We start from the raw sequence: 22,571 nt of genomic DNA, 5'->3' as shown, positions 1-22,571 counted from the left end.
CGGTAGCCGTATGCCCGGAAGGCGCCGGCACCCGAACCGCAGGTCCGCCGCGAGGCCCAGACCCGGCTGCCCACCCGGCACGGCGCCTTCCGGGCATACGGCTACCGCGCCGCCGACGGCGTCGAGCACATCGCCCTCACCACGGGCGATCTGACCGTCGGCGACGTCCTCGTACGGGTGCACTCGGAGTGCCTCACCGGCGACGTCTTCGGCTCCCAGCGCTGCGACTGCGGCCCGCAGCTGGACGAGTCGCTGCGCCTCATCGCCGAGGAGGGCCGCGGCGTCGTGGTCTATCTGCGCGGGCACGAGGGCCGCGGCATCGGCCTGCTGTCGAAGCTGCGCGCGTACGAGCTGCAGGAGCGCGGCCGCGACACCCTCGACGCCAACCTGGAGCTCGGCCTCCCCGCCGACGCCCGTGACTACGCGGCCGGCGCCGAGATCCTCACCGATCTGGGGGTCAGCTCCGTCAAGCTGCTGACGAACAACCCCGAGAAGGTCACGGCCCTGGAGAAGCACGGCCTGACCGTCACGGCGCGCGAGCCCATGCCGGTGCGCGCGGGCGAGCACAATCTGCGGTATCTCGTCACCAAGCGGGACCGCATGGGACACGACCTGCCGTGGCTGGACGCCGAGCGCGTCGCGGTCTGCGGCAACCAGTAAGAACCGAAACACTCGAGGGAGAAGCGCGTGAGCGGCAAGGGCGCCCCGGAACTGACCGTCAAGAACTGCGAGGACCTGCGGGTCGCCGTCGTCGCCGCCCAGTGGCACGACAAGGTGATGGACGGCCTCGTCGAGGGCGCCCTGCGCGCCCTGCGCGAGCTCGGCATCGTCGAGCCCACGCTGCTCCGGGTGCCGGGCAGCTTCGAGCTGCCGGTGGTCGCCAAGGCGCTCGCCGACCGCGGCTACGACGCGATCGTCGCCCTCGGCGTCGTCATCCGCGGCGGCACCCCGCACTTCGAGTACGTCTGCCAGGGCGTGACGATGGGCCTCACCCAGGTCTCCGTCGACACCGGCGTCCCGGTCGGCTTCGGCGTCCTGACCTGCGACACCGAGGAGCAGGCGCTGGACCGCGCCGGGCTGCCGGGATCGGCCGAGGACAAGGGCCACGAGGCCGTCACCGCGGCCGTCGCCACCGCCGCCTCGCTCCGCTCCCTGCAGGAGCCCTGGCGCTGAGCCGCCGGCGGCCCGCGTAAACTGAACGGCACCATGGCCAACAAGACGTTCGAGGAGCTCTTCACCGAGCTCCAGAAGAAGGCCGCCGAAGGCGACCCCGCGACCTCCCGCACCGCCCAGCTCGTCGAGCAGGGCGTGCATTCCATCGGCAAGAAGGTCGTGGAGGAGGCGGCCGAGGTGTGGATGGCCGCCGAGCACGAGGGCGCCGACCGCACGGCCGAGGAGATCTCCCAACTCCTCTACCACCTGCAGGTGATGATGGTCGCCAAGGGCCTGTCCCTGGACGACGTCTACGCCCACCTCTGAGCCGTTCCCTCCCCGCACCCACCTCCCGAACGTAAGGAAGCCGACCTCATGCTGCGCATCGCCGTCCCCAACAAGGGTTCACTGTCCGGACCTGCGTCGGAGATGCTGCATGAGGCCGGCTACCAGCAGCGCAAGGAGTCCAAGGAGCTCGTCCTCGTCGACCCGGACAACGAGGTGGAGTTCTTCTACCTGCGGCCGAAGGACATCGCGATCTACGTCGCGACCGGCCGCCTCGACATCGGCATCACCGGCGAGGACCTCCTCGTCGACTCCGCCGCCGACGCCGAGCCGATCCTGCCGCTGGGCTTCGCCCGCTCCACCTTCCGCTTCGCCGCCAAGCCCGGCGTCGCCTCCTCGATCGAGGACCTGAAGGGCAGGACGGTCGCCACCTCGTACGAGGGCATCGTCGCCAAGCACCTCGCCGAGCACGGCGTGGACGCCTCCGTCGTCCACCTGGACGGCGCCGTCGAGACCGCCATCGAGCTGGGCGTCGCCGACGCGATCGCCGATGTGGTCGAGACCGGCACCTCGCTGCGCAACGCGGGCCTGGAGACCTTCGGCGAGCCGATCATGCGCTCCGAGGCCGTGGTCATCCGGCGCACCGGCGCCGACGGCGACGACCCCAAGGTGCAGCAGTTCCTGCGCCGCCTGCAGGGCGTCCTGGTCGCGCGGACCTACGTGATGATGGATTACGACATCCGCGCCGAGCACCTGGAGAAGGCGGTCGCCCTCACCCCGGGCCTGGAGTCGCCGACCGTCTCCCCGCTGCACCACGAGGGCTGGGTGGCCGTCCGCTCCATGGTCCCCACCAAGGACGCACAGCGGGTCATGGACGAGCTCTACGAGCTGGGCGCCCGCGCCATCCTGACCACCCAGATCCACGCCTGCCGCCTGTGACCGGCCCGGATCTCCCCGTCAGCTTCCGCCCCCGGCGCACCCGGGCGGTGCTGGTCACGCTCGGCGCGGTGATGTGCGCGGCCGTGGTCGCCAACGGGCTGGTGCTGGACCTCGGCCCCGGCGAGCGGGCCAGCTTCATCATCACCGGCCTGCTCTTCCTCGGCGGCTCGCTGCTGCTCAGCCGCCCCAAGGTGACGGCCGACGAGGCCGGCGTGACGGTCACCAACCTCACCACCGTGCGCCGCCTGGAATGGCCGGAGATCGTCCGGGTCAACCTGCGCCAGGGCGACCCCTGGGTCCACCTCGACCTCGCCGACGGCACCTCGATGCCCGCCATGGGCATCCAGCCGGGCATCGCCAAACAGCAGGCCATCGCGGACGCCACCCAGCTGCGCGCCCTGGTGGAACGGCACGGTTCGGCCTCCCACTCCGGCTGATTCACTCGCTACTCTGGGGTCAGCAGCCCCCAGCTACTCGAGGAGTGACCCCCGCAAGCCGATGGACGGATCGTCCTGTAGTACCGGCGCCGCCCCTGATCCGGGGGCGGCGAGATGACTGAATCACTGCTTCTGCTCGCGGCCGCGTTCGCGCTCATCCTCGCGAACGGGTTCTTCGTCGCGGCCGAGTTCGGGCTGGTCACCGTCGAGCGTGCGCAGGCCGAGCGGGCCGCCGCCGGCGGCGACCGGCGGGCCCGCCGTGTGGTCGCCTCGCTCCGCCAGCTGTCCTTCCAGCTCTCCGGCACCCAGCTCGGCATCACCATCACCTCGCTGGTCACCGGCATGCTCGCCGAGCCCGCCCTCGGCCGGCTGCTGCGCGGCCCGCTGACCGCCATAGGGCTGCCCGAGGGCGCGGTGCCCGGCATAGCCGTCACCCTCGGTGTGCTGCTCGCCTCCGCCGTGCAGATGGTGATCGGTGAGCTGGTGCCGAAGAACTGGGCGGTCTCGCGGCCGATGGAGGTGGCCCGCTTCGTAGCAGGGCCGCAGGCGCTTTTCGCGCGCTTCTTCAGACCCCTGATCGCCGGTCTCAACGCCGCCGCCAACCGCCTCGTGCGCCTCTTCGGCGTCGAGCCCGCCGACGAGCTGGCCTCCGCCCGCACCCCCGCCGAGCTGGTCTCCCTCGCGCGGCACTCCGCCCGCGCGGGCGCGATCGAGGCGGACACCGCCGACCTCTTCGTCCGCACCCTCTCCCTCGGCCATCTCACCGCACAGCACGTGATGACCCCGCGGGTACGGGTCAACGCGCTGCAGTCCGAGGCCACCGCCCAGGACGTCCTCAATCTCACCCGCGCCACCGGCCTGTCCCGCTTCCCGGTCTACCGCGAGCGCATCGACGAGGTGGTCGGCATGGTGCACCTGAAGGACGCCCTCGCCGTCCCGGTCCACGACCGGCTCCGCGTCCCCGTCGGCCGGATCGCCGTGCAGCCCGTGCTCGTACCGGAGACGCTGCCCGTGCAGCCGCTGCTTGAGCTGCTGCGCAAGTCGCAGCCGATAGCCGTCGTCGTCGACGAATACGGCGGCACCGCCGGTGTCGTCACCCTGGAGGACATCGTGGAGGAGCTCGTCGGCGAGGTCCGCGACGAGCACGACCGCGAGGCCGAGGGCATCCCCGACCTGCGCGCCGCCGCTCCCGACCCGGACGGCTCGCCCGCCTGGGACGCGGACGGCAGCTGCCGCACGGACACGCTGCGGCGGATCGGCCTCGATGTCCCGGAGGGCCCGTACGAGACGGTCGCCGGGCTGGTCGCCGACCTGCTCGGGCGCATTCCGGTGCCGGGCGATATCGCGGGCGTGGACGGCTGGCGGCTCGTGGTGCGGCAGGTCGGGCATCACCGGGCCGAGCTGGTGCGGGTGGTCCGCACCGCGCGGACATTGGAGCGGGTCCGATGAGCGTGCTGCAGTTGATCTTCGCCGGCGTGCTGGTGCTGGCCAACGGATTCTTCGTCGGCGCCGAGTTCGCGCTCGTGTCGGTGCGCCGCAGCCAGATCGAGCCGCGCGCCGCCGCCGGCTCGGCGCGCGCCCGCCGGGTCCTGTACGGGCTGGAGCATCTGCCGCAGATGATGGCGGCCGCGCAGTTCGGCATCACCATCTGCTCGCTGACCCTCGGCGCCGTCGCCGAGCCGACCGTGGCGCACCTGCTGGAGCCGGTCTTCCACGCCGTGCACCTGCCGCACGCGCTGATCCACCCGCTCGGCTACGTCATCGCGCTGGTGGCGGTGGTCTGCCTGCACCTGGTCATCGGCGAGATGGTCCCGAAGAACCTCGCCATGGCCGCGCCGGAGAAGACCGCGGTCTGGCTGGCGCCGGGACTGGTCGCCTTCGCCCGTCTCGTACGGCCCGCGACCGCGGTCTTCTCCGCCTGCTCCACGCTCGTGCTGCGGGTCTTCAGGGTCGAGCCGAAGGACGAGGTGGAGGCCGTCTTCACCCAGGAGCAGCTCACCGACCTCGTCGCCGACTCCCGCGAGGCCGGGCTGCTCAACCCCGGCGAGCAGGAGCGGCTCGAGGACGCCCTGGAGCTGGGCAGCCGCCCGGTGACCGAGGTGCTGCTCGCCCCGGACGCGCTGGTCACCGTAGACCCGTCGGTCACCCCGCGGCAGGTCGAGGAGCTGACGGTGCGCACCGGCTTCTCCCGCTTCCCGGTCCGCGGCCCCGGCGGCGCCTTCATGGGCTATCTGCACGTGAAGGACGTGCTGGAGGCCGAGGACCCCGAACACCCGGTGCCGCAGCACATCTGGCGCCCGATGACCGTGCTCCGCGACGGCGTGCCCCTCGACGACGCCCTCGCCGCGATGCGCGCCTCGGGATCGCATCTGGCGGCGGTGGCCGACGCGGACGGGCGGGTGCGCGGCCTCGTAGCCCTGGAGGACGTGCTGGAGATGCTGGTCGGCGAGGTCAGGGACCCGTCGCACCGCGACGACGCCCGCGCGCTGCCGAAGCAGCCCGCGGCGGAGCGGCCCGCGGAGGACGTCGCGCGGGTCGGCTGACTCAGCCCAGCAGCGGCCCGTCCTCCGGGCCGCGCCCTGAGAGGATCTCGCCGTACGCCTGCATCAGGTCGGGCAGCCGCAGCGTGGCGAGATCGTCGCGGGTGGGGGTGGCGGCGTAGCCGGAGAGGCGGAGGTCGCGGTAGGCGCAGCTCTTCTCGTACAGGGTGCGCAGGAAGCGGCCGTTGCCGAGTTCGTCTATCCAGCCCTGGTCGACGACGTGCGCGCAGATGCTGCGCAGCTCCTCGACCGACTCCTCGTCCCATACGTCGCCGTGGCCGCCGGCCAGCGACTCCCCGATGGCGGCCAGCTCCAGCGGCCGGTAGCTGGGGAAGTCGACGCGGGTGGTGAAGCGGGAGCCGAGCCCCGGGTTGGCGGCGATCAGGCGGTCCATGCCCTCCGGGTAGCCGGCGAGGATGACGACGAGGCGGTCGCGGTTGTCCTCGGCGCGCTTGAGGAGGACCTGCAGGGCCTCGTCGCCGTAGGCGTCGCCCTTGGAGTAGCCGACGCCGGCGAGGGAGTACGCCTCGTCGATGAAGAGGACGCCGCCGAGCGCCGAGTCGATCAGCTCGTTGGCCTTCACGGCCGTCTGGCCGAGGAACTCGCCCACCATGTCGGCTCGTCCCGCCTCCACCAGGTGGTCGCTGCCGAGCAGGCCGAGGGCGTAGAAGACCCGGCCGAGTATCCGGGCGACCGTGGTCTTGCCCGTACCGGAGGGCCCGGAGAAGACGAAGTGCCGCTTCGGCGGCTGCACCGGCAGGCCCTGACCGGCCCGCAGCCGGGCCATGTTGAGCTGCGCGGACAGCGCCTTCACCTGGCGCTTGACCGGCTCCAGGCCCACCATCCGGTCCAGTTCGGCGAGCGCCTCGGCGAGCAGCGCCGGGTCGGAGGGACCGGTCGGCGGCTCGGCGGCGGTGGCGGCGCCGGAGAGCAGGGCGCGTTCGCGTACGGCGTCGGCGTCCACGGGGGCGGCGGCCGGCTCCGGCTCTGGACCCTGGAGGTCGGTGCCGTCGTCGAAGGCCCCCGGGGACTCCGGTATGTCCAGTGCGCCCGGCAGGTCGAGCGGCAGCGCGTCGGCGCCGCCGGCCAGCGAGACCGCGGCGAGCCCGGCCGCCGTGTCGGCGCCGTCGCCGTCGGCGATCGCCGTGATCCGGGCCGCGGTGTCCATGAAGGCCGGGTCGACGCGGTGCACGGCCCGGTACAGCGGCAGCGCGGCGGGGGAGCGGCCTGTGCCTTCGTACGCGCGGGCCAGCCAGTAGCGCAGCTCCTTGCGCTGCGGCTGCTCGCTGCGGCAGCGCATCAGCGCCTGCGCGAGCAGCGGGGCGGCCTGCCCGTACATCTCCAGCCGGACCCGCGCCATGCCGCCGAACAGGCTCGCCTCGATGCCGAGCAGCTGGTCGGAGGTGAGAGGGGAGGTGTGCCGGACCAGCTGCTCCCAGTCCTTGACCAGATAGGCGCGGCAGGCGTGCAGGAAGCGCACCTGCGCGTCCGTGTCGACCGGCGGGCAGTCCGCGAGCGCCCGGTCCAGCTCGGCGACATGGCGGCCGTCGAGCCAGTGCGAGGCGTGCGCGAGCAGCAGGTCGCGCTGGGTGTCGAGCACCGGCTGCACCCACCAGCCCAGCCAGTACCAGGAGTTGAGCGGCCGGTCGTGCCGGGCGCGCTGCTCACCGAAGCGGTCCCGGTGGCGGTACATCCGCAGCAGCGCCGTGGTGGTGTCGGCGCGCAGCGCGTGCAGCCCCAGCCAGGCGTCCGCCATGGCGGGGTCCAGCCGCACCGCGGCGCGGAACTCCTCCTCCGCCCGCGCATACGCCCCGACGGTGTACGCGTCGACGCCGCGCAGCCACGCGAGATCGGCCGGGGCCTGCGAGCCGCCTTGCGGATCGCGATCCATCACCCGAATCCTCCGGGGTACGGGCCCGAGATCACCTGCGGACAGGGGACATCGAGCCGAACAGCCTTGTGGGATGGGGGAGTTGCCCCAAGGCTCCGACTACGTCGCATCGTACCTGCGTCGGCGGCGCGGCCGTAGGGTGCGGTAGCCGCCGGAGCTGCGGTTCTGTCGCCACGGGAGGTGACCCAGGGTGACGAAACCGTGCCGTGGCGCTGCCGCGATACGGCCTGCAGGCAAGACGGAGCCCCCGGTCACGGGGGAACAACCGGGGGCTCCGCGATGTGTGGCGGCCCCGAAAGGCCGCACATTCAGAACGTAAGACCTGTACGGGCCCTCGGTCAAGCCGAGTTGAGACCCTGCTGCGGACATATGTGCGGTGCAACGTGGGTACACAGCACGCCGACAGCGACCGTTCACGCAGAGTGAACTTTGCCGTCCGCTTCAGGCGGCGACCGCCGGGCCCGGCGCGGTCCAGTATCCGGACTCGTCCTGAAAGACCAGGAGATCGGCGTACGGACGGGACGGATCGGCCGCGAAATGTTCCCGCTCGCCGGGCATCCACGCCTCCCAGAACGGGTGTTGCGCGGGGCCGTCGCGCAGGCGGCCGCGCTCCCAGGCGGACTGCTGCTCGTACTCCATCCACAGCAGCAATGCCGTATGAGGCCGCACCGCCCGGCGGCCGGCGCCGACGCCCTCGACGAGGACGACGTCGGCGGCGGGCAGTTCGCGGGTCCCGGTGAAGGCGCGGCGGTGCCAGTCGTACACGCCGTAGCGCGCGGGCTCGCCGCGCCCGAACGGCTCGAGCACCTGGCTCCGCAGCCGCCCGGCCCAGCCGAAGTGCTCCTCATGGGTGGCGAGGTCGTCGAGGTGCAGCACGGGCGCCCCGCCGAGGGCGGCGGCCAGCCCGGCGGCGAAGGTGGACTTGCCTGAGCCGGCGTGCCCGTCCACCGCGACCAGGCGCACCGGGCCGCAGGAGGGCGGTAGTGCGCGGATTGCGCGGGCGAGGCGGGGGAGCGTGTCCCGCCGGTCGTACGGGGCGTCCATCGCCGCCAGCCTACGGGCTGCGGACCTCTGCTGCACCCCAGGTCACGCCACTGGTCCACACCAATATCGATGCCGATTCGCGCCCTTTGGAGGCTGGTTCAACCGCGCCCCGGCGGGCAATAGTTGGTGGCCTGTCGTGCACCTGCCGTTCCCTTGCGCATCAGACTGGAGACTCCCATGGCCCCCGCAGCTCCCCGGCGAGCCTATCCACGGCGTACCGTCCTCGCCGCCGCGCTGGCGGCCGCCGCCGGCGCGGCCACCGCCGCTCCGTCAGCACTCGCCTCCTCCCGGACCAGCGGGACCAGACCCGCCCGCAACCCGCTCGCCGACTACCGCGGCTGGGCGACCGCCCCCGCCTGGTACAGCGGCAAGGCCGACGGCACCAAGGTGGTGACCGGCGCCCGCCCGGGCATCGCCATCGCCAGGCCGGTCGGTACGACGCAGTACAAGGACCCGCACACCAGCAAGAAGGCGGACTACGAGTACGCCGTCTGGACCTCGCCCACGTACAAGCCCGGCGTACCGGCTACGGAGGTCGTCCCCTCCTGGAACGCGCACACGCCCGCCGGCACCTGGCTGCAGGTCGACCTGAAGGGCACCTACAGCGACGGCACCAAGACGCCCTGGTTCGTGATGGGCCGCTGGACGGCGGGCGACGGCGATACGGACATCCGCCGCACCTCGGTCGACGACCAGACCGACGACAAGGCGAGCATCTGGACCGACACCTTCGCCATCGACGATGCCTCGACCGGCCTGCGCCTTGTCGACTACCAGCTGCGGGTGACCCTCTACCGCCGCGTGGGCAGCAAGGCCTCGCCGCTGGTGTGGCGGGTCGGCGCGATGGCCTCCGACGTCCCGGACCGCTTCGAGGTCCCGGCCTCCTCGGCGAAGCTGCTGCGCGAGCTGGCGGTGCCGCGCTATTCGCAGAACATCCACCTGGGCGAGTACCCCGAGTACGACGGCGGCGGCGAAGCCTGGTGCAGTCCGACGTCCACGACGATGGCGCTCGCCTGGTTCGGCCACGTGCCGACGAAGGAGCAGACCTCCTGGGTGGACCCGTCGTACGCCGACCCCGAGGTCGACCACGCGGCCCGCTACACGTTCGACTACCAGTACGAGGGCTGCGGCAACTGGCCGTTCAACACGGCGTACGCCTCGACCTTCGACGGCATGAGCGGGGTGGTCACCCGCCTCGGCTCGCTGACGGACATAGAGATCCTGACGTACGCAGGGCTGCCGGTCATCACGTCCCAGTCCTTCATCGCGGCCGACCTGGACGGCGCGGGCTACGGCACCTCGGGACATCTGATGTGCATCGTCGGCTTCACCAAGGACGGCGACGTCGTCTCCAACGACCCGGCGAGCGACAGCAACGAGGCCGTCCGCAACGTCTACAAGCGCCGCCAGTTCGAGAACGTCTGGCTGCGCACGAAGCGCTACGACGCGGCGGGCGCGGTCAAGTCCGGCACCGGCGGCATCGCCTACGTCCTGTGGCCGGGACGCACCTCCGCCGCCCAGAAGGCCGCGCTGGCGGCGGTCGGCATCCGCTGACGCGATCGGTTTCAGCCACCGGATTCCCTTACGGATGGCTGAAACCATTTCGCACTTTTCCGGCCTCCTTCCGTAAAGCTGGACACCTTTCCTTTACGGGCATTCGGCGCATCGCCGGATCGGGGGGCTCGGCAGATGAGCAGAGGTGCGAACGCGGGGGCGGAAGGCGCGGTGATCTCGCTGCCGCGGGGCGGCGGCGCGGTCGGCGGTCTGGGCGAGACCTTCGCCCCCGATCTGTTCACCGGCACCGGCAACTTCACCGTGCCGATCGCGATACCGCCCGGCCGGGCGGGTCACGGGCCTGAGCTGTCGCTCGGCTACAGCACGGGGAACGGCAACGGGCCCTTCGGGGCGGGCTGGCAGCTGAGCCTGCCGGGGGTGGCCCGTAAGACGGCGCGGGGGATCCCGCGGTACGAGGACGCCGGCACGGCCGATGTGTTCGTCCTGTCCGGGACCGAGGACCTGGTGCCCGTCGCGGGCGGCCCTCCGGGGCGGCAGCGCTACCGGCCGCGCACGGAGGGCCGGTTCGCCCGGATCGAGCATGTCCGCGGCGCCACGGGCGACTTCTGGGAGGTGCGCGGCAGGGACGGGGGATTCACCCGGTTCGGCACCCCGCGTCCGGACGGCGCGGACGCGGCATGGCGCGACCCGGCAGCGGTCGCCGACCCCGAAGACGCGAGCCGGGTCTTCGGCTGGCGGGTCGGCGAGAGCCGGGACGCGGTGGGCAACCTGATCCGGTACGAGTATCTGCGCGACCGGGGCCGCGAGCCCGGCCACGGCTGGGACCAGCCGCTGATCTCCCGTATCCGCTACGGGGACTACGGCGACCGGGCGGCGCCCTCCTTCCTCATCGAGGTGGAGTTCCTGTACGAGTCGCGGCCCGACCCGTTCTCAGGCCACCGGGCCGGGTTCGAGCTGCGCACGACGCTGCGCTGCCGGGCCCTCCGGGTGACCACACACGCCGCCGACGGTGTCGTCCGCCCGGCGCGCGAGTACCGGTTCGGCTATCAGCAGGCCGCGTTCACCGGGGTGTCGCTGCTGACCCGGGTCGACGTGACCGGCATCGACGAGCAGGCGGTGCCGCCCGCCGAGGAGCGGCTGCCGCCGCTGACCTTCGGCTACACCGGATTCGACCCGGCCCGGCGCCGCTTCGAGCCGCTGACCGGGCCCGGCCTGCCGACGGCCGCGCTGAACAGCCCCACCCTCGCGCTGGCCGACCTGCGCGGCAGCGGCCTGCCCGATGTGGTCGAGCTGGGGACGACGGGCGCCCGCGTGTGGCACAACGCCGGCGACGGCCGCTTCGCGCTGCCCCGGCCGCTGCCCGACGCGCCGCCCTGCTCGCTCGCCGACCCCGGCGTGCGGTTCCTGGACGCCGACGGCGACGGCCGCCCGGACCTGGTCGTGCCGGAGCCGGCCGGGCGCGGCGGTCCCGCGGGGCCGCGGAGCGAGGGCGCCATGGCCGGCTACTTCCCGATGACCTTCGCCGGCGGCTGGAGCCGCCGCTCCTTCACCCGGTACCGGCAGTCGCCGTCGGTGGCCCTCGGCAGCACCAACGTACGACTGGTCGATCTGGACGGGGACGGCTTGACCGACGTGCTGCGGTCCGGCACCCGCCTGGAGTGCTGGTTCAACGATCCGGACCCGCGCAAGGCCTGGCAGCGCACCGCGACCGGCGTCGCCCCCGGGCCGCCGGTCGACCTCGCCGACCCGCGGGTGCGGCTCGCCGACATGACCGGCGACGGACTGCCGGACATCGTGCTGCTGAGCAGCGGCAACATCGCGTATCTGCCGAACCTCGGACACGGCCGCTGGGGCGCCCGGGTGGCGATGCGCCGCTCGCCCCGGCTGCCCGACGGCTACGACCCGCGGCGGGTGCTGCTCGGCGACGTGGACGGCGACGGGGCCGCCGACCTGATCTTCGTCGGCGCGGACCGGGTGCAGCTGTGGGGCAATCGGTCCGGCAATGAGTGGACGGACGAGCCGGTCACCGTCCGCGGCACCCCCGATGTGATCGGCACGGACAGCGTGCAGCTGTGCGACCTGTACGGGACGGGCATGGCCGGGCTGCTGTTCAGCCGGGCCGCCGACGGCTCCGGCCGGCCGCATCTGCGCTTCCTGGACTTCAGCGGCGGGGTCAAGCCGCAGCTGCTGGAGCTGATGGACAACCACCTCGGGGCCGTGACCCGGGTGACGTACGCGCCCTCCACCCGGGAGTATCTGCGCGATCAGCGTGACCCGGCGACTCGCTGGCGCACCACGCTGCCCTTCCCCGTCCAGGTGGTCACCCACATCGAGGTCACCGACGCGATATCCGGCGGCCGGAAGAGCACCGCCTACCGCTATCACCACGGGTACTGGGACGGCGTGGAGCGGGAGTTCCGGGGCTTCGCGATGGTCGAGCACCAGGACACCGAGACCTTCGCGGGACAGCGGGACGAGCACTTCTCGCCGCCCACCCTGACCAAGAGCTGGTTCCACCCAGGTCCCGTCGCCGCCGCCGAGGCCGGCGACTGGACCGAACTCGACCTGCGGCACGAGTACTTCGGCGGCGACGCCCCGATGCCGCGCCCGCCGGACCAGTCGGCGCTCCTGGCCGCGCTGCCCCGCGCCGCCCGCCGGTCCGCGCTGCGCGCGCTGCGCGGCCGGCTGCTGCGCACGGAGCTGTACGCCCTGGACGGCAGCGCTCACGAGCGCCGCCCGTACACGGTCACCGAGTCGCTGCCCGGCGTGCGCGAGGAGTCGCCGCCCGGGGCGGACGACGCGCGCGAGCGGATCTTCTTCCCGTTCCCGCTGGGCGGGCGCGTCACGGAGTACGAGCGCGGCACCGAGCCGATGACCCGCTTCACCTTCCCCGCCGGCCACGACCCGTACGGCCAGTCCACCGGGCAACTGGCCGTCGCCGTGCCGCGCGGCCGCGACCCGCTGGTGACCCTGGACGCCGCGCCGCCGCAGCCGTACCTGGCGACGTATTCGACGGTCGAGTACGCCCGCCGCGACGACGCCACCCACTACCTGGTCGACAAAGTCGCCAGGAAGACCGAGCACGAGGTCGTCCACGACGGGCGGCTGCGCGTGCCGGACCTGCGGGACGCGGTGTTCGCGCACACCGGGGCGGGGGTGTCGTTGCGCGTACTCACCGACATCCGCAACCGCTACGACGGGGACGCGTACACCGGCCTCGCGCCGGGTGTGCTCGGCGCCTACGGGATGCTGTCCCGCACCGAGTCACTCGCCTTCACCGACGCGTTCCTCAACTCGCTGTATCCGGCAGGGGATCCGGCGCGCCCGGCCTATCTCGCCCCCGGCGGGGCCCCCGCCTGGAGCGGCGAGTACCCGCAGGAATTCCGCGACCTGCTGCCCTCCCTCGCCGGGTACGTGCACGACGGCGGCGGCTACTACGTCATCACCGCCCGCCACCAGTACGACACCCAGGTCCCCGGCAGGGTGCCGCGCGGCCTGCCGCTCACCTCGCTCGACCCGCTGGGCGCGCTCAGCCGCATCGACTACGACCGGCACGATCTGCTGCCGGTGCGCTGCACCGATCCGGCCGGGCTGACCACCGACGCGGTCGCCGACTACCGGCTGCTGTACCCGCGCGAGGTGACGGACGCCAACGGCGCGGTGACATCCGTCGATTACTCGCCAGCGGGCTTCGTCACCGCCTCCTTCGCGCGCGGCCGGGACGGCGCGGGCGACCGTGCGGCGCCGGGCGTGCGCATGACGTACGACCTGCTGGCCCACGCCGAGGGTCGGGGCCCGGCCTCGGTGCGCACGGTGCGGCGGGTGCACCACGACACGGAGGCCGGAGTGCCGCCCGGCTGGATCGACGACGTGCTGGTGTCGGTGCAGTTCTCCGACGGGTTCGGCCGCATCGTCCAGACCCGGGCGCAGGCCGAGGACACCCTCTTCGGCGATCCCACGTACGGCGGTGGCGTCATCCCGGCGGGCGATCTCGCGCCGGTGGGCGACACCGTCGGGCGCACCCGAGGCCCGTCCGACCCGGACAACGTGATCGTGTCCGGCTGGCAGGTGTACGACAACAAGGGCCGGGTGGTGCGCAGATACGAGCCGTTCTACGCCACGGGATACGGCTACGACCCGCCGACGGAGGCCCAACTGGGCCGCCGCACCACCCTGTTCTACGACCCGCGCGGGCACGTCGTACGCACCGTGAACCCGGACCGCAGCGAACAGCGGGTCCTCTTCGGCGTCCCCGCCGACCTGTCGGACCCGGACACGTACACGCCGACGCCCTGGGAGACGTACACGTACGACGCCAACGACAACGCCGGCCGCACCCACCCCGCCGAGGCGCAGCCGTACACGACCCACTGGAACACCCCGGCGAGCACCGAGACCGACGCGCTCGGCCGCACGGTGCGGGCCGTCGCCCGCACCGGCCTGGCCGCGGGGGACCGGTCGGCCACCCGGTCGGCGTACGACATCCAGGGCAATCTCCTCTCCGTCACCGACGCGCTGGGCCGGGAGGCCTTCCGCTATCTGTACGACGTGGCGCGGCGGCGCTGGCGGGCCGACGGCATCGACAGCGGGCGGCGGGACGCCGTGCCCGACGCGCTGGGCCGCCCGGTCGAATCCCGGGACGGCAAGGGCGCGTTGACGCTGTGCGCGTTCGACGCGCTGCGGCGGCCGGTCCGGGTGTGGGCGCGCGACGAGACGGACGGGCCGGTGACGCTGCGGCAGATCGTCGCGTACGGGGACGGCGGCACGCCCGCGCAGCCGGCCGCCGACCGGGCCGCCGCCCGTGCCCGCAATCTGCTCGGCCGCCCCATGCGCCATCACGACGAGGCGGGGCTCGTGACCGTCGGGGCCGCCGACTTCAAGGGCAACGTCCTGGAGTCGGCGCGCCGGATCATCGCCGACGCCCCGATCCTCGACACGTACCGGAGCGCGGCCGGCAAGGACTGGCAGGTGGTGCCGTTCCAGGTCGACTGGACCCCCGCCCCCGGCCAGTCCCGGGCCGCCCGGGACGCGATGCTGCTGGAGCCGGATGGCTATGCGACGACGTCCGCGTACGACGCGCTCGACCGGGTCGTGCGGCATGTGTTCCCGCAGGACGTGGAAGGGCGCCGCCGGGTGCTCACGCCCGCCTACAACCGGGCGGGCACCCTCGAGCAGGTACGTATCGACGACACGCTGTACGTGCAGCGGATCAGCTACGACGCCAAGGGGCAGCGCACGCTGATCGCTTACGGGAACGGCGTGATGACGCGGTACGCCTACGACCCGGACACCTTCCGGCCGGCCCGGCTGCGCAGCGAGCACTACACCCTCGTCGGCGCCGCCGGCTACCGGCCGGCCGGCGACCCGCTGCAGGACCACGGCTACGACCACGACCTCGTCGGCAATCTGCTGACCCTGCGCGACCGGGCCCCGGGCAGCGGCATCCCGGGCAACCCCGCCGCGCTCGGCGCGGACGACCCGGCGCTGCGCCGCCTGCTCGGCAGCGGCGACGCGCTGGACCGGCACTTCGCCTACGACCCGCTCTACCGGCTGCTGAGCGCGACCGGCCGCGAACACCAGGCCCCGTTCGCCGGGGACCCGTGGAACGCGCCGCCCCGAGGCACGGACGTGACCAGGACGCAGCCGTACACGGAGACCTACCGGTACGACGCGGCCGACAACCTCCTCGCGCTCGCGCACGCGGGCACGGGCGGCTTCACCCGCACCTTCACCCCCGCGCCGGGCAGCAACCGGCTGCGGCGCACGACCACCGGGCAGACACCGTACGACTACGCCTTCGACCGCAACGGCAACATGGTCGCGGAGACCACCGCACGGCACTTCGCCTGGGACCACGGCGACCGGCTCAAGGCGTACGGCACGCAGACCCCGGCCGCGGAACCGTCCATCCACGCCCAGTACTTGTACGACGCGACGGGCCGCCGGATCAAGAAGCTGGTGCGCCGCCAGGGCGGCGGCGTGGAGGTCTTCCACTACGTGGACGACCTCTTCGAGCACCACCGCTGGACCGGGCCCGGCGGCAGCGGCGCCAACCAGCACCTCCACGTCATGGACGACGGCCGGCGGATCGCCCTCGCCCGGATCGGCCCGGCCCACCCGGAGGACCGCGGCCCCGCCGTCGCCTTCCACCTGGGCGACCACCTCGGCAGCAGCACCGCGGTGCTGGATCAGGCCGGGGCGCTCACCAACCGCGAGGAGTACACCCCGTACGGGGAGACCAGCTTCGGCAGCCACACCAGGAAGCGCTACCGCTTCACCGGCGCCGAGCGGGACGAGGAGAGCGGCCTGGGCCACCACGGCGCCCGTCACTACTCGCCGTGGAGCGGCCGCTGGACCAGCTGCGACCCGCTGGGCATCGTCGACGGTCTCAACCTCTACGGGTACGTCCGCGCCAATCCGCTGCGCCTCACCGACCCGGGCGGCAAGCAGAGCGCGCCGACGGTCGGCGATGCCGCGGCCGACGCCATCGACCGGATCGACAGCATGGAGAACCCCTTCTCGGTCCACGGCAAGGCCGGGATGCGGGAGGTGCCCGTCTCCCTCGACATCGACGAGCCGCGTGCCGTGGGGGAGCGGGGGATCTCGGCGGGCGAGGCGCGCGCCAGGGCGCTCGACAGCTCGAACCGCCAGCTGCTCGACCCGGCCACGAACCGCTCCACCAAGTACCTGGGAGCGGAGTCGCGGGCGGCGAACATCAGCCGCGCCGTGCGGTCGGTGGCCGACGACGCGAGCATCCTGCTGACGCATCGCTTCAACGAGATCACCGAGATGCGGACGGTCTTCGCGGAGGCGGTCGCCAAGGTCCGCGATCCCATGGGGATGTCGCCCACCGCGCTCAAGGCCGCGGTCAACACGAAGGTCTGGGAGATCATCAAGCACGGGACCAGCCCGTCGGCGGTGCGGGTGCGGCAGGCGCTCGGCAAGCTCGGCTTCCAGGACGTCCCCGGCGCGGGGTTCCGGGTGCGCGGACCGGTCGCGGGCAGTAGCCCCGCGGCGCCGCGTCCGTCGGCGGCGCCGCCGTCGGCGGCAGCGCCCGCGGAAGCGGCCGCCGCCGAGGGCGTCACGGCCGAGCGGGTGGCGGCCGAGGCGGCGGAGGCCGGTGCCAAGGTCGGCAAGGTGCGGCGGGTGCTCGGCTTCCTCGGCAAGGCCGCCGTCGCCATCCCCGTCGCGTACCACTCCTTCATGGTCGGCACCGAGCTGCGCCAGGGGCACGGCTGGGCGGCCGCCAAGCACGTCGGCTTGATGGTCTGGGACATCTCGCCCATGCCGCTGCTCCTCGCCGGGGCGGAGGGCAGGCAGAAGCTCATCGATGACATCAGGCGCAACCACGACCCGAAGACGGCCGAGCAGATGATCAAGGACTCGTGCCTGTACGCGACGGCCATCTGCCGCCAGTGACCGCACATCCGTGACGCACGAGGGGGAAGCCATGACCACCGAGGAAATGGATGACGCGACACCGTTCGGGCTGCGGGAGCTGGTGGTTCAGCAGATTCCCAAGCCGCCGCCGGACGTTCCGCCGTCGGTGAGCGTCTCGCTGCCCGCGAGCCGGGTCGTGGCGGGCGCGCCCACCACGGTCGCCGTGCGGGAGGACCCCGGCATCCGCTGGGTGTGGGTCCAGGCGGACCTCACCTGGGAGCCCAGGGACGCCGTCATCTTCACGGCGACCCGCGTCACCGTCAACGGCTCGGTGGTGATCAACGACCCCCGGGGAGGCGGCGGCAACTACTCGGTGACGTTCCCGCGGCCAGGGGATCACACGGTCATGGCCGTCGGCGTGGCCGACGGGACCCGGGACATCGTGTCGGCTCCCCGCGCCGTCCACGTGGCGGCCGCCGCGCCGCCCGCCTTCACCCTCACCTCGCCCGCCGACGGCGCGGTGGTGAACCTCGACGAGGGCGGCGGCCAGGTCACCGCGCAATTCACCACGACCGCCGACCAGTTCTTCCCGCTCACGGTGAAGATCACCCGGGACGGGCAGACCACGAGCGAGCAGCTCACCGGCACCTCGTACACGAAGCAGGTGCTGCTCGCCCCGATGCCGCTCGGCGCCCGCTCCCTCTCCGTGACCGTCTCCGATCCGGACGGCGTGGCGACGACGCAGACCCGTACGCTCACCGGCCGCGACATCGCGCCGCCGCGGGTGCGGGTGGCGTCGCCGCAGCCCGGCGCGAACCTCGTCGGCGACGCGAACGGCGCGCTGACCGTACCGGTGCAGGGCACCACGGAGGACGCGCAGAGCGGCATGGTGGGCGCCCCCGCCACCGTCGCCTGGGCGCTCGCCCCCGGCGGCCCCTGGACCACCGCCCGCCCCTCGGCCGCGGGCGACTTCCGCACCTGGAGCGCCGACATCCCCATGACGGGCTTCGGCGCCCACACGATCTATGTACGGGCGAGCGACCAGGCGGGCAACGCGACCCCGGCCCCGCAGCTCTCCGTCCCGGTCGTGGTGATCAGCTCCTACGTCCCCGCCGACCTGGAGCAGCGCCTCAACGAACGGCAGTACCTGTCCGGCCTGTTGTCGTTCGCGCAGGAGCAGGTCACCGTCCCTGGCAGCCCGCCGGCCCCGCTGGACACCGCCACCCTCGTCGCCGCCCTCGGCCAGCCCCTCGGCCGGCTGAGCCAGCCGCTGTCCGCCGCGGCCGACCGCGGCGGCCTCGAGATCAACCAACTCAGGGTCCCCGTCGAGCTGTTACGGGCCCGCATCGCCGCCACCGCCACCCCCACGGCCCCCGGAGCCGCCGCAGAGGCCGCGTACCGCAGCGCCGCCTACACGGGCCTGCTGGCCGCCTTCGGCACCTCCCACGCGGAGCTGCGGCAGATCCGGGGCGCGGACCCGGCGGCCCGCCGCGCCCTCGCCGACCGCCTGGGCATCCGCCTCGCGGCCACCCGGCCCGACGAGCTGGACCGGCTCGTACTGGACGGCAACGCGCTCACCGAGCCGGCCCTGGAGATCCTCTTCGGCCTGCCGTCGTCCGCCGCCGCCGACCCGCTCAGGGCACCCGTCACCCCGCTGATCCGCACCTGGCAGCTGGCCGCCCTGGCGCTTTCCTGGGCCGAGCGGGACCAGCATCCGCCCACGCCGAGGGCGTTCACGGCGCTGGTGGACCCGGATGTCATCGGCGCCCCCGACGTCGTGCCAGGACCCAAGGGCGACCCCATCCGCACCCTGCTGGCCCAGCGCGCCCACACCCTCTCCGACTTCGGCAACCTGCTCAACAGCCTGCGCAACGGCCAGACCGACCCGGTGCAGGGCCTCGCCGCCATGACGGCGCGGGCCCTGCCCGGCGCCGACCTCGCCGACCTGGAGGCCAAGGACGCACGCGGCACCGACATCAGGGCGGCGCTCGCCGCGGTGGGCCTGCCGCGGGGCGGCCTCCTCTACCTGCGGCAGCTCGCCCGCCTCGCGGCCACCGGGCCGCTCACCACCGCCGAGTGGAACGACGCGATCGCCGTCCTCGTCGGCGCCCGCCGCCGCCAGCTGTATCCCGCGTGGCGGGCGCAGGAGACGGCCTTCGTGCTCTCGCCGGACTTCTTCGTGCTCTACGGAGCCGGCCCCCAGGTCAGCCTGTACCGCGCGGACCCCGGGGCACGCGCCGACTGGCAGGCCGTGCTGCGCGGCCGGATCGCCGAGCGGCAGGACGTCCTCGACGGTGGCGCGCGGGCCGTCGCCGCCACCGAGCAGGCGACCCTGCCGGCCCTGCGGGACGCCCTGCTCACCGACCTCGCGGCGCCCACGAACAGCGACCTCACCACCACCGGAGAGGAGCTGTCCGGGCTGTTCCTGGTCGACGTCCTGGCGGGCGGCACGCTGCGTACCACCCGGATCGGGCAGGCCATCGAGAGCGTCCAGTCGCTGCTGTCCGCCAAGCGCTCCGGCGAACTCCCGCCCAACCACCCGGCGGCGGCCTGGACCCTCAACAACTTCGACGCGTTCACCGCCGCCTGGGTGTGGATGGGGGAACACGGCAGCTGGCAGGCCGCCACCACGGCGTTCCTCTTCCCCGAGCGGAATCTCGACCCGACGCTGCTGGTCCCGAACGCCACGCCGCCGTCGCCGTTCGACACCTTCTACGCGAACATCCGCGGCTCGGGCCCGTTCAGCGCCGCGGACGCCCGCCGGCACGCGGCCACGTATCTGAGCCAGCTGGGCCTCACCTTCACCTACCTCGACCCGAACCGGTCGGTGGAGCACCAGAAGGCGCTGCGGGACATCTCCGCCGGGCGGCCCGAGGCGGCCGCCCGGGAGATCTTCTGGGCCGTGCCGCTGCTGCTCGCCGCGCGGCTGCAGTCCGTCGGTGACTATCCGGCGGCCCTCGACTGGTACTGGCTGGTGTACCCGTACGACGTCAGCGACCCGATCTCCGTCTTCCACCGCATCAACCTGGAGGCCCCGGCCCGCCCCGACCTGCGCTTCCCGCCCCAGTGGACGACCCGGCTCGCGCCCGTCACGCTCGCCGGCACCCGGCCCACGCCGTACAGTCGCGCCACCCTGCTCGCTGTCATCCGCTGCCATCTCGACCACGCCGACGCCGAGTTCACCCGCGAGACCGACGAGTCCGTGGCCCACGCCCGCGCCCTGTACGTCACGGCCCGGCGGCTCCTCGACGCTCCGAAGCTGCAGCCGCAGCAGCCCACCAACATCGGTGAGCCGGCCCTGGCCATCCCGGAGATCGACTCGCTACGGGCCCGGGCCCGGGTCCAGCTCGCCAAGCTGCGGCAGGGCCGGAACATCGCCGGGACGCCCCGCAGCCGGGGCGTCGCCACGATGACGACGGTCAGCCAGCCGACGCCGTTCCGGTTCCGCGTGCTGCTGGACCGGGCCCGACAGCTCACCGCCCAGGCGGCGCAGATGGAGGCGGGCTACCTCGCCGCGCTGGAGAAGTACGACGAGCGGAACCTACGGGTGTTCGACGCGCTCAAGGGCATCGACCTGAGCGCGGCCCAGGCCACGCTGGCGGCGGGCCGCGTGACGGAGGCGACCGACGCGGTCACCGCCGCCACGGCGCAGCAGACCAAGGCGGACGTCCTGTCCGGGACGTACCGGGACGCGCTCACGGCGCCCCCCAACAAGTACGAGGCGGACCTGTTGGACGCGTACGAAAAGATGCGCGACATCAAACACGGCATCGTCGCGGTCGACACCGCCATCGGCATCGCCCAGGCGGCGTCCAACGCGGCCAACCTGCTGGACGAGGTCTTCAGCGGCGGCGCCAAGGCGGCCCTCGCGATCGGCATTTCGACGGGCCTCGCCGCCAAAGGTGCGCTCCAGGCATGGCAGAACGACGTCGAGGCGCAGATGCAGGCCGACCAGCTGCACGCCGGGATCGAGCAGCGCAAGGACGAGTGGCGGCGGCAGCTCGTCGCCTCCGAGCAGGACTCCCTCATCGCCGCCGCCCAGGTGACGACCGCCCGGGACCATGTCGCCATCGTCATGCAGGAGCAGGCCATCGCCGCGCTCCAGCACGACCAGGCGGTGGCGACCCTGAAGTTCCTGAACGGCCAGTTCACCAACGCCGATCTGTATCTGTGGCTGAGCAACACCCTCGGCGCGGTCTACCGCTACTTCCTGCAGCAGGCCACCGCCACCGCCCGCCTCGCCCAGGCGCAGCTCTCCTTCGAGCGGGCCGAACCGGCGCAGTCGCTCATCCGCAACGACTACTGGCAGTCGCCCGCCGAGGCCGGCGGCCCCGGCCGCCGCGGCCTGGCAGGCGCCGAGCAGCTCGCCGAGGACCTGACCCGCCTCGACCAGTACGCCCTGGGCTCCGAGCAGCGCCGCCTGAACCTGTCCCAGACGTTCTCACTGGCGCGCCTGATGCCGGTGGAGTTCCTGGGCTTCCGGGAGACGGGCACGCTCGCCTTCGCCACGCCGATGGCCCTGTTCGACGCCGACTTCCCGGGCCACTACCTGCGGATGATCCGCCAGGTGCGCACCAGCGTCGTAGCGCTGATACCGCCGGACCGGGGCATCCGCGCCACCCTGCGCTCCAACGGCATCTCCCGGGTGACCACCGGACAGGACGGCGCCTTCCGCGACATCACGGTGCGGCACGACCCGTCGGTCGTCGCGCTGACGTCCCCGGTCGGCGCCACCGGCGTCTTCGAACTCGACGCCCAGTCCGAGCTCCTGCTGCCCTTCGAGTCCAGCGGCGTCGACACCACCTGGGAGCTGCAGCTCCCGCCGGCCGCCAACCCGTTCGACTTCACCACCATCGTCGACGTCCTGGTCACCATCGAGTACACGGCCCTGCACGACGGCGACTACCGCGACCAGGTCATCACCCGCCTCAACGCCGACCGGCAGCGCGGCGCGGACTGCGTGTTCTCGCTCGCCCGGGATTTCCCCGACCAGTGGTACGACCTCAACAACCCGGCGGACCCGGGCGACCGCGCGGCCACGCTCACCCTCCGCGACGCCGACTTCCCGCTCCAGATCGGCAACCTGTCGACGGCGGCGGTCGCGCTGCGCCTGGTGGGCACCGAGGCGGTGCCGCCCACGGCGGTGACGCTGCACCGCGGCGAGACCGGGGGAGCCGCGACCACCGACGCCGGCCTCGCCTCCACCCGCCGCGGCAACGCCGCCTCCTGGCGCCCGCTCGGCGGCACCACACCGGTCGGCGACTGGCGCCTCGGCTTCACCCCCGAGGCCAAGGCCCTCTTCGACTCCGGCATCCTCACCGACATCCTGCTGGTGGTGAGCTGGACCGGACAGGGCCCGGTATGGACGTCGTAGCCTCGCGTGCGGTC

At 73.1% G+C, this 22,571-nt stretch carries 11 protein-coding genes and 1 pseudogene; 10 read left to right on the top strand and 2 right to left on the bottom strand.

All coding sequences use genetic code 11. From position 1 onward, the window contains the following. Positions 1 to 33: 33 nt before the first annotated feature. From ribA to G5C51_RS15430, 7 genes and pseudogenes are all read left to right on the top strand, one after another. Positions 34 to 660 (top strand): annotated as a pseudogene (gene ribA, locus G5C51_RS15460) (GTP cyclohydrolase II); the annotation flags it as partial. A gap of 27 nt (positions 661 to 687) precedes the next feature. Continuing rightward, a complete protein-coding gene (ribH, locus tag G5C51_RS15455; protein ID WP_165237584.1) occupies positions 688 to 1,173 on the top strand; it encodes a 6,7-dimethyl-8-ribityllumazine synthase in 486 nt (161 codons plus the stop codon). 33 nt (positions 1,174 to 1,206) lie between these two features. After that, a complete protein-coding gene (locus G5C51_RS15450) occupies positions 1,207 to 1,479 on the top strand; it encodes a phosphoribosyl-ATP diphosphatase (protein ID WP_165237582.1) in 273 nt (90 codons plus the stop codon). A gap of 48 nt (positions 1,480 to 1,527) precedes the next feature. Continuing rightward, positions 1,528 to 2,376, top strand: coding sequence for an ATP phosphoribosyltransferase (gene hisG, locus G5C51_RS15445; RefSeq protein WP_165237580.1), 849 nt, complete (start codon positions 1,528 to 1,530; stop codon positions 2,374 to 2,376). Next, positions 2,373 to 2,813 (top strand): PH domain-containing protein, encoded by a 441-nt coding sequence (locus G5C51_RS15440; RefSeq protein WP_165237578.1) that lies wholly within the window; start codon positions 2,373 to 2,375, stop codon positions 2,811 to 2,813. The genes hisG and G5C51_RS15440 overlap by 4 nt, the downstream gene beginning before the upstream one ends. A gap of 114 nt (positions 2,814 to 2,927) precedes the next feature. Then, entirely contained in the window at positions 2,928 to 4,262 is a 1,335-nt protein-coding gene (locus tag G5C51_RS15435; protein WP_165237576.1) for a hemolysin family protein, read from the top strand. Then, on the top strand, positions 4,259 to 5,356 hold the full coding sequence (locus G5C51_RS15430; protein WP_165237574.1) for a hemolysin family protein: 1,098 nt from the start codon (positions 4,259 to 4,261) through the stop codon (positions 5,354 to 5,356). The genes G5C51_RS15435 and G5C51_RS15430 overlap by 4 nt, the downstream gene beginning before the upstream one ends. A 1-nt stretch (position 5,357) precedes the next feature. Here G5C51_RS15430 and G5C51_RS15425 read toward each other — a convergent pair whose 3' ends face one another. Both G5C51_RS15425 and G5C51_RS15420 read right to left on the bottom strand, forming a co-directional pair. After that, positions 5,358 to 7,244, bottom strand: a complete 1,887-nt coding sequence (locus tag G5C51_RS15425) for an AAA family ATPase (protein WP_165237572.1) — start codon at positions 7,242 to 7,244, stop codon at positions 5,358 to 5,360. Between the two features lie 441 nt (positions 7,245 to 7,685). Continuing rightward, positions 7,686 to 8,288, bottom strand: a complete 603-nt coding sequence (locus tag G5C51_RS15420; protein WP_165237570.1) for a uridine kinase family protein — start codon at positions 8,286 to 8,288, stop codon at positions 7,686 to 7,688. A gap of 177 nt (positions 8,289 to 8,465) precedes the next feature. On the opposite strand from G5C51_RS15420, the gene G5C51_RS15415 reads away from it, so the two are divergent. From G5C51_RS15415 to G5C51_RS43765, 3 genes are all read left to right on the top strand, one after another. Continuing rightward, positions 8,466 to 9,842, top strand: coding sequence for a C39 family peptidase (locus tag G5C51_RS15415; RefSeq protein ID WP_165237568.1), 1,377 nt, complete (start codon positions 8,466 to 8,468; stop codon positions 9,840 to 9,842). A gap of 135 nt (positions 9,843 to 9,977) precedes the next feature. Continuing rightward, positions 9,978 to 17,222, top strand: a complete 7,245-nt coding sequence (locus tag G5C51_RS15410; protein WP_165237566.1) for a SpvB/TcaC N-terminal domain-containing protein — start codon at positions 9,978 to 9,980, stop codon at positions 17,220 to 17,222. A gap of 31 nt (positions 17,223 to 17,253) precedes the next feature. After that, entirely contained in the window at positions 17,254 to 22,557 is a 5,304-nt protein-coding gene (locus tag G5C51_RS43765; RefSeq protein ID WP_165237564.1) for a Tc toxin subunit A-related protein, read from the top strand. Positions 22,558 to 22,571 lie beyond the last annotated feature (14 nt).

Source organism: Streptomyces coryli (assembly GCF_011044975.1).
Taxonomy (GTDB): domain Bacteria; phylum Actinomycetota; class Actinomycetes; order Streptomycetales; family Streptomycetaceae; genus Streptomyces; species Streptomyces coryli.
Note: the sequence above shows the minus strand (reverse complement) of the source record. Positions and strands in the feature narration are given on the sequence as shown.

Excerpts from the sequence above, each read along its gene's own strand:
- G5C51_RS15450 (WP_165237582.1), top strand. The coding sequence starts at position 1,207 with ATGGCCAACAAGACGTTCGAGGAGCTCTTCACCGAGCTCCAGAAGAAG.
- hisG (WP_165237580.1), top strand. The coding sequence starts at position 1,528 with ATGCTGCGCATCGCCGTCCCCAACAAGGGTTCACTGTCCGGACCTGCG.
- G5C51_RS15435 (WP_165237576.1), top strand. The coding sequence starts at position 2,928 with ATGACTGAATCACTGCTTCTGCTCGCGGCCGCGTTCGCGCTCATCCTC.
- G5C51_RS15430 (WP_165237574.1), top strand. The coding sequence starts at position 4,259 with ATGAGCGTGCTGCAGTTGATCTTCGCCGGCGTGCTGGTGCTGGCCAAC.
- G5C51_RS15425 (WP_165237572.1), bottom strand. The coding sequence starts at position 7,244 with ATGGATCGCGATCCGCAAGGCGGCTCGCAGGCCCCGGCCGATCTCGCG.
- G5C51_RS15420 (WP_165237570.1), bottom strand. The coding sequence starts at position 8,288 with ATGGACGCCCCGTACGACCGGCGGGACACGCTCCCCCGCCTCGCCCGC.
- G5C51_RS15415 (WP_165237568.1), top strand. The coding sequence starts at position 8,466 with ATGGCCCCCGCAGCTCCCCGGCGAGCCTATCCACGGCGTACCGTCCTC.
- G5C51_RS15410 (WP_165237566.1), top strand. The coding sequence starts at position 9,978 with ATGAGCAGAGGTGCGAACGCGGGGGCGGAAGGCGCGGTGATCTCGCTG.
- G5C51_RS43765 (WP_165237564.1), top strand. The coding sequence starts at position 17,254 with ATGACCACCGAGGAAATGGATGACGCGACACCGTTCGGGCTGCGGGAG.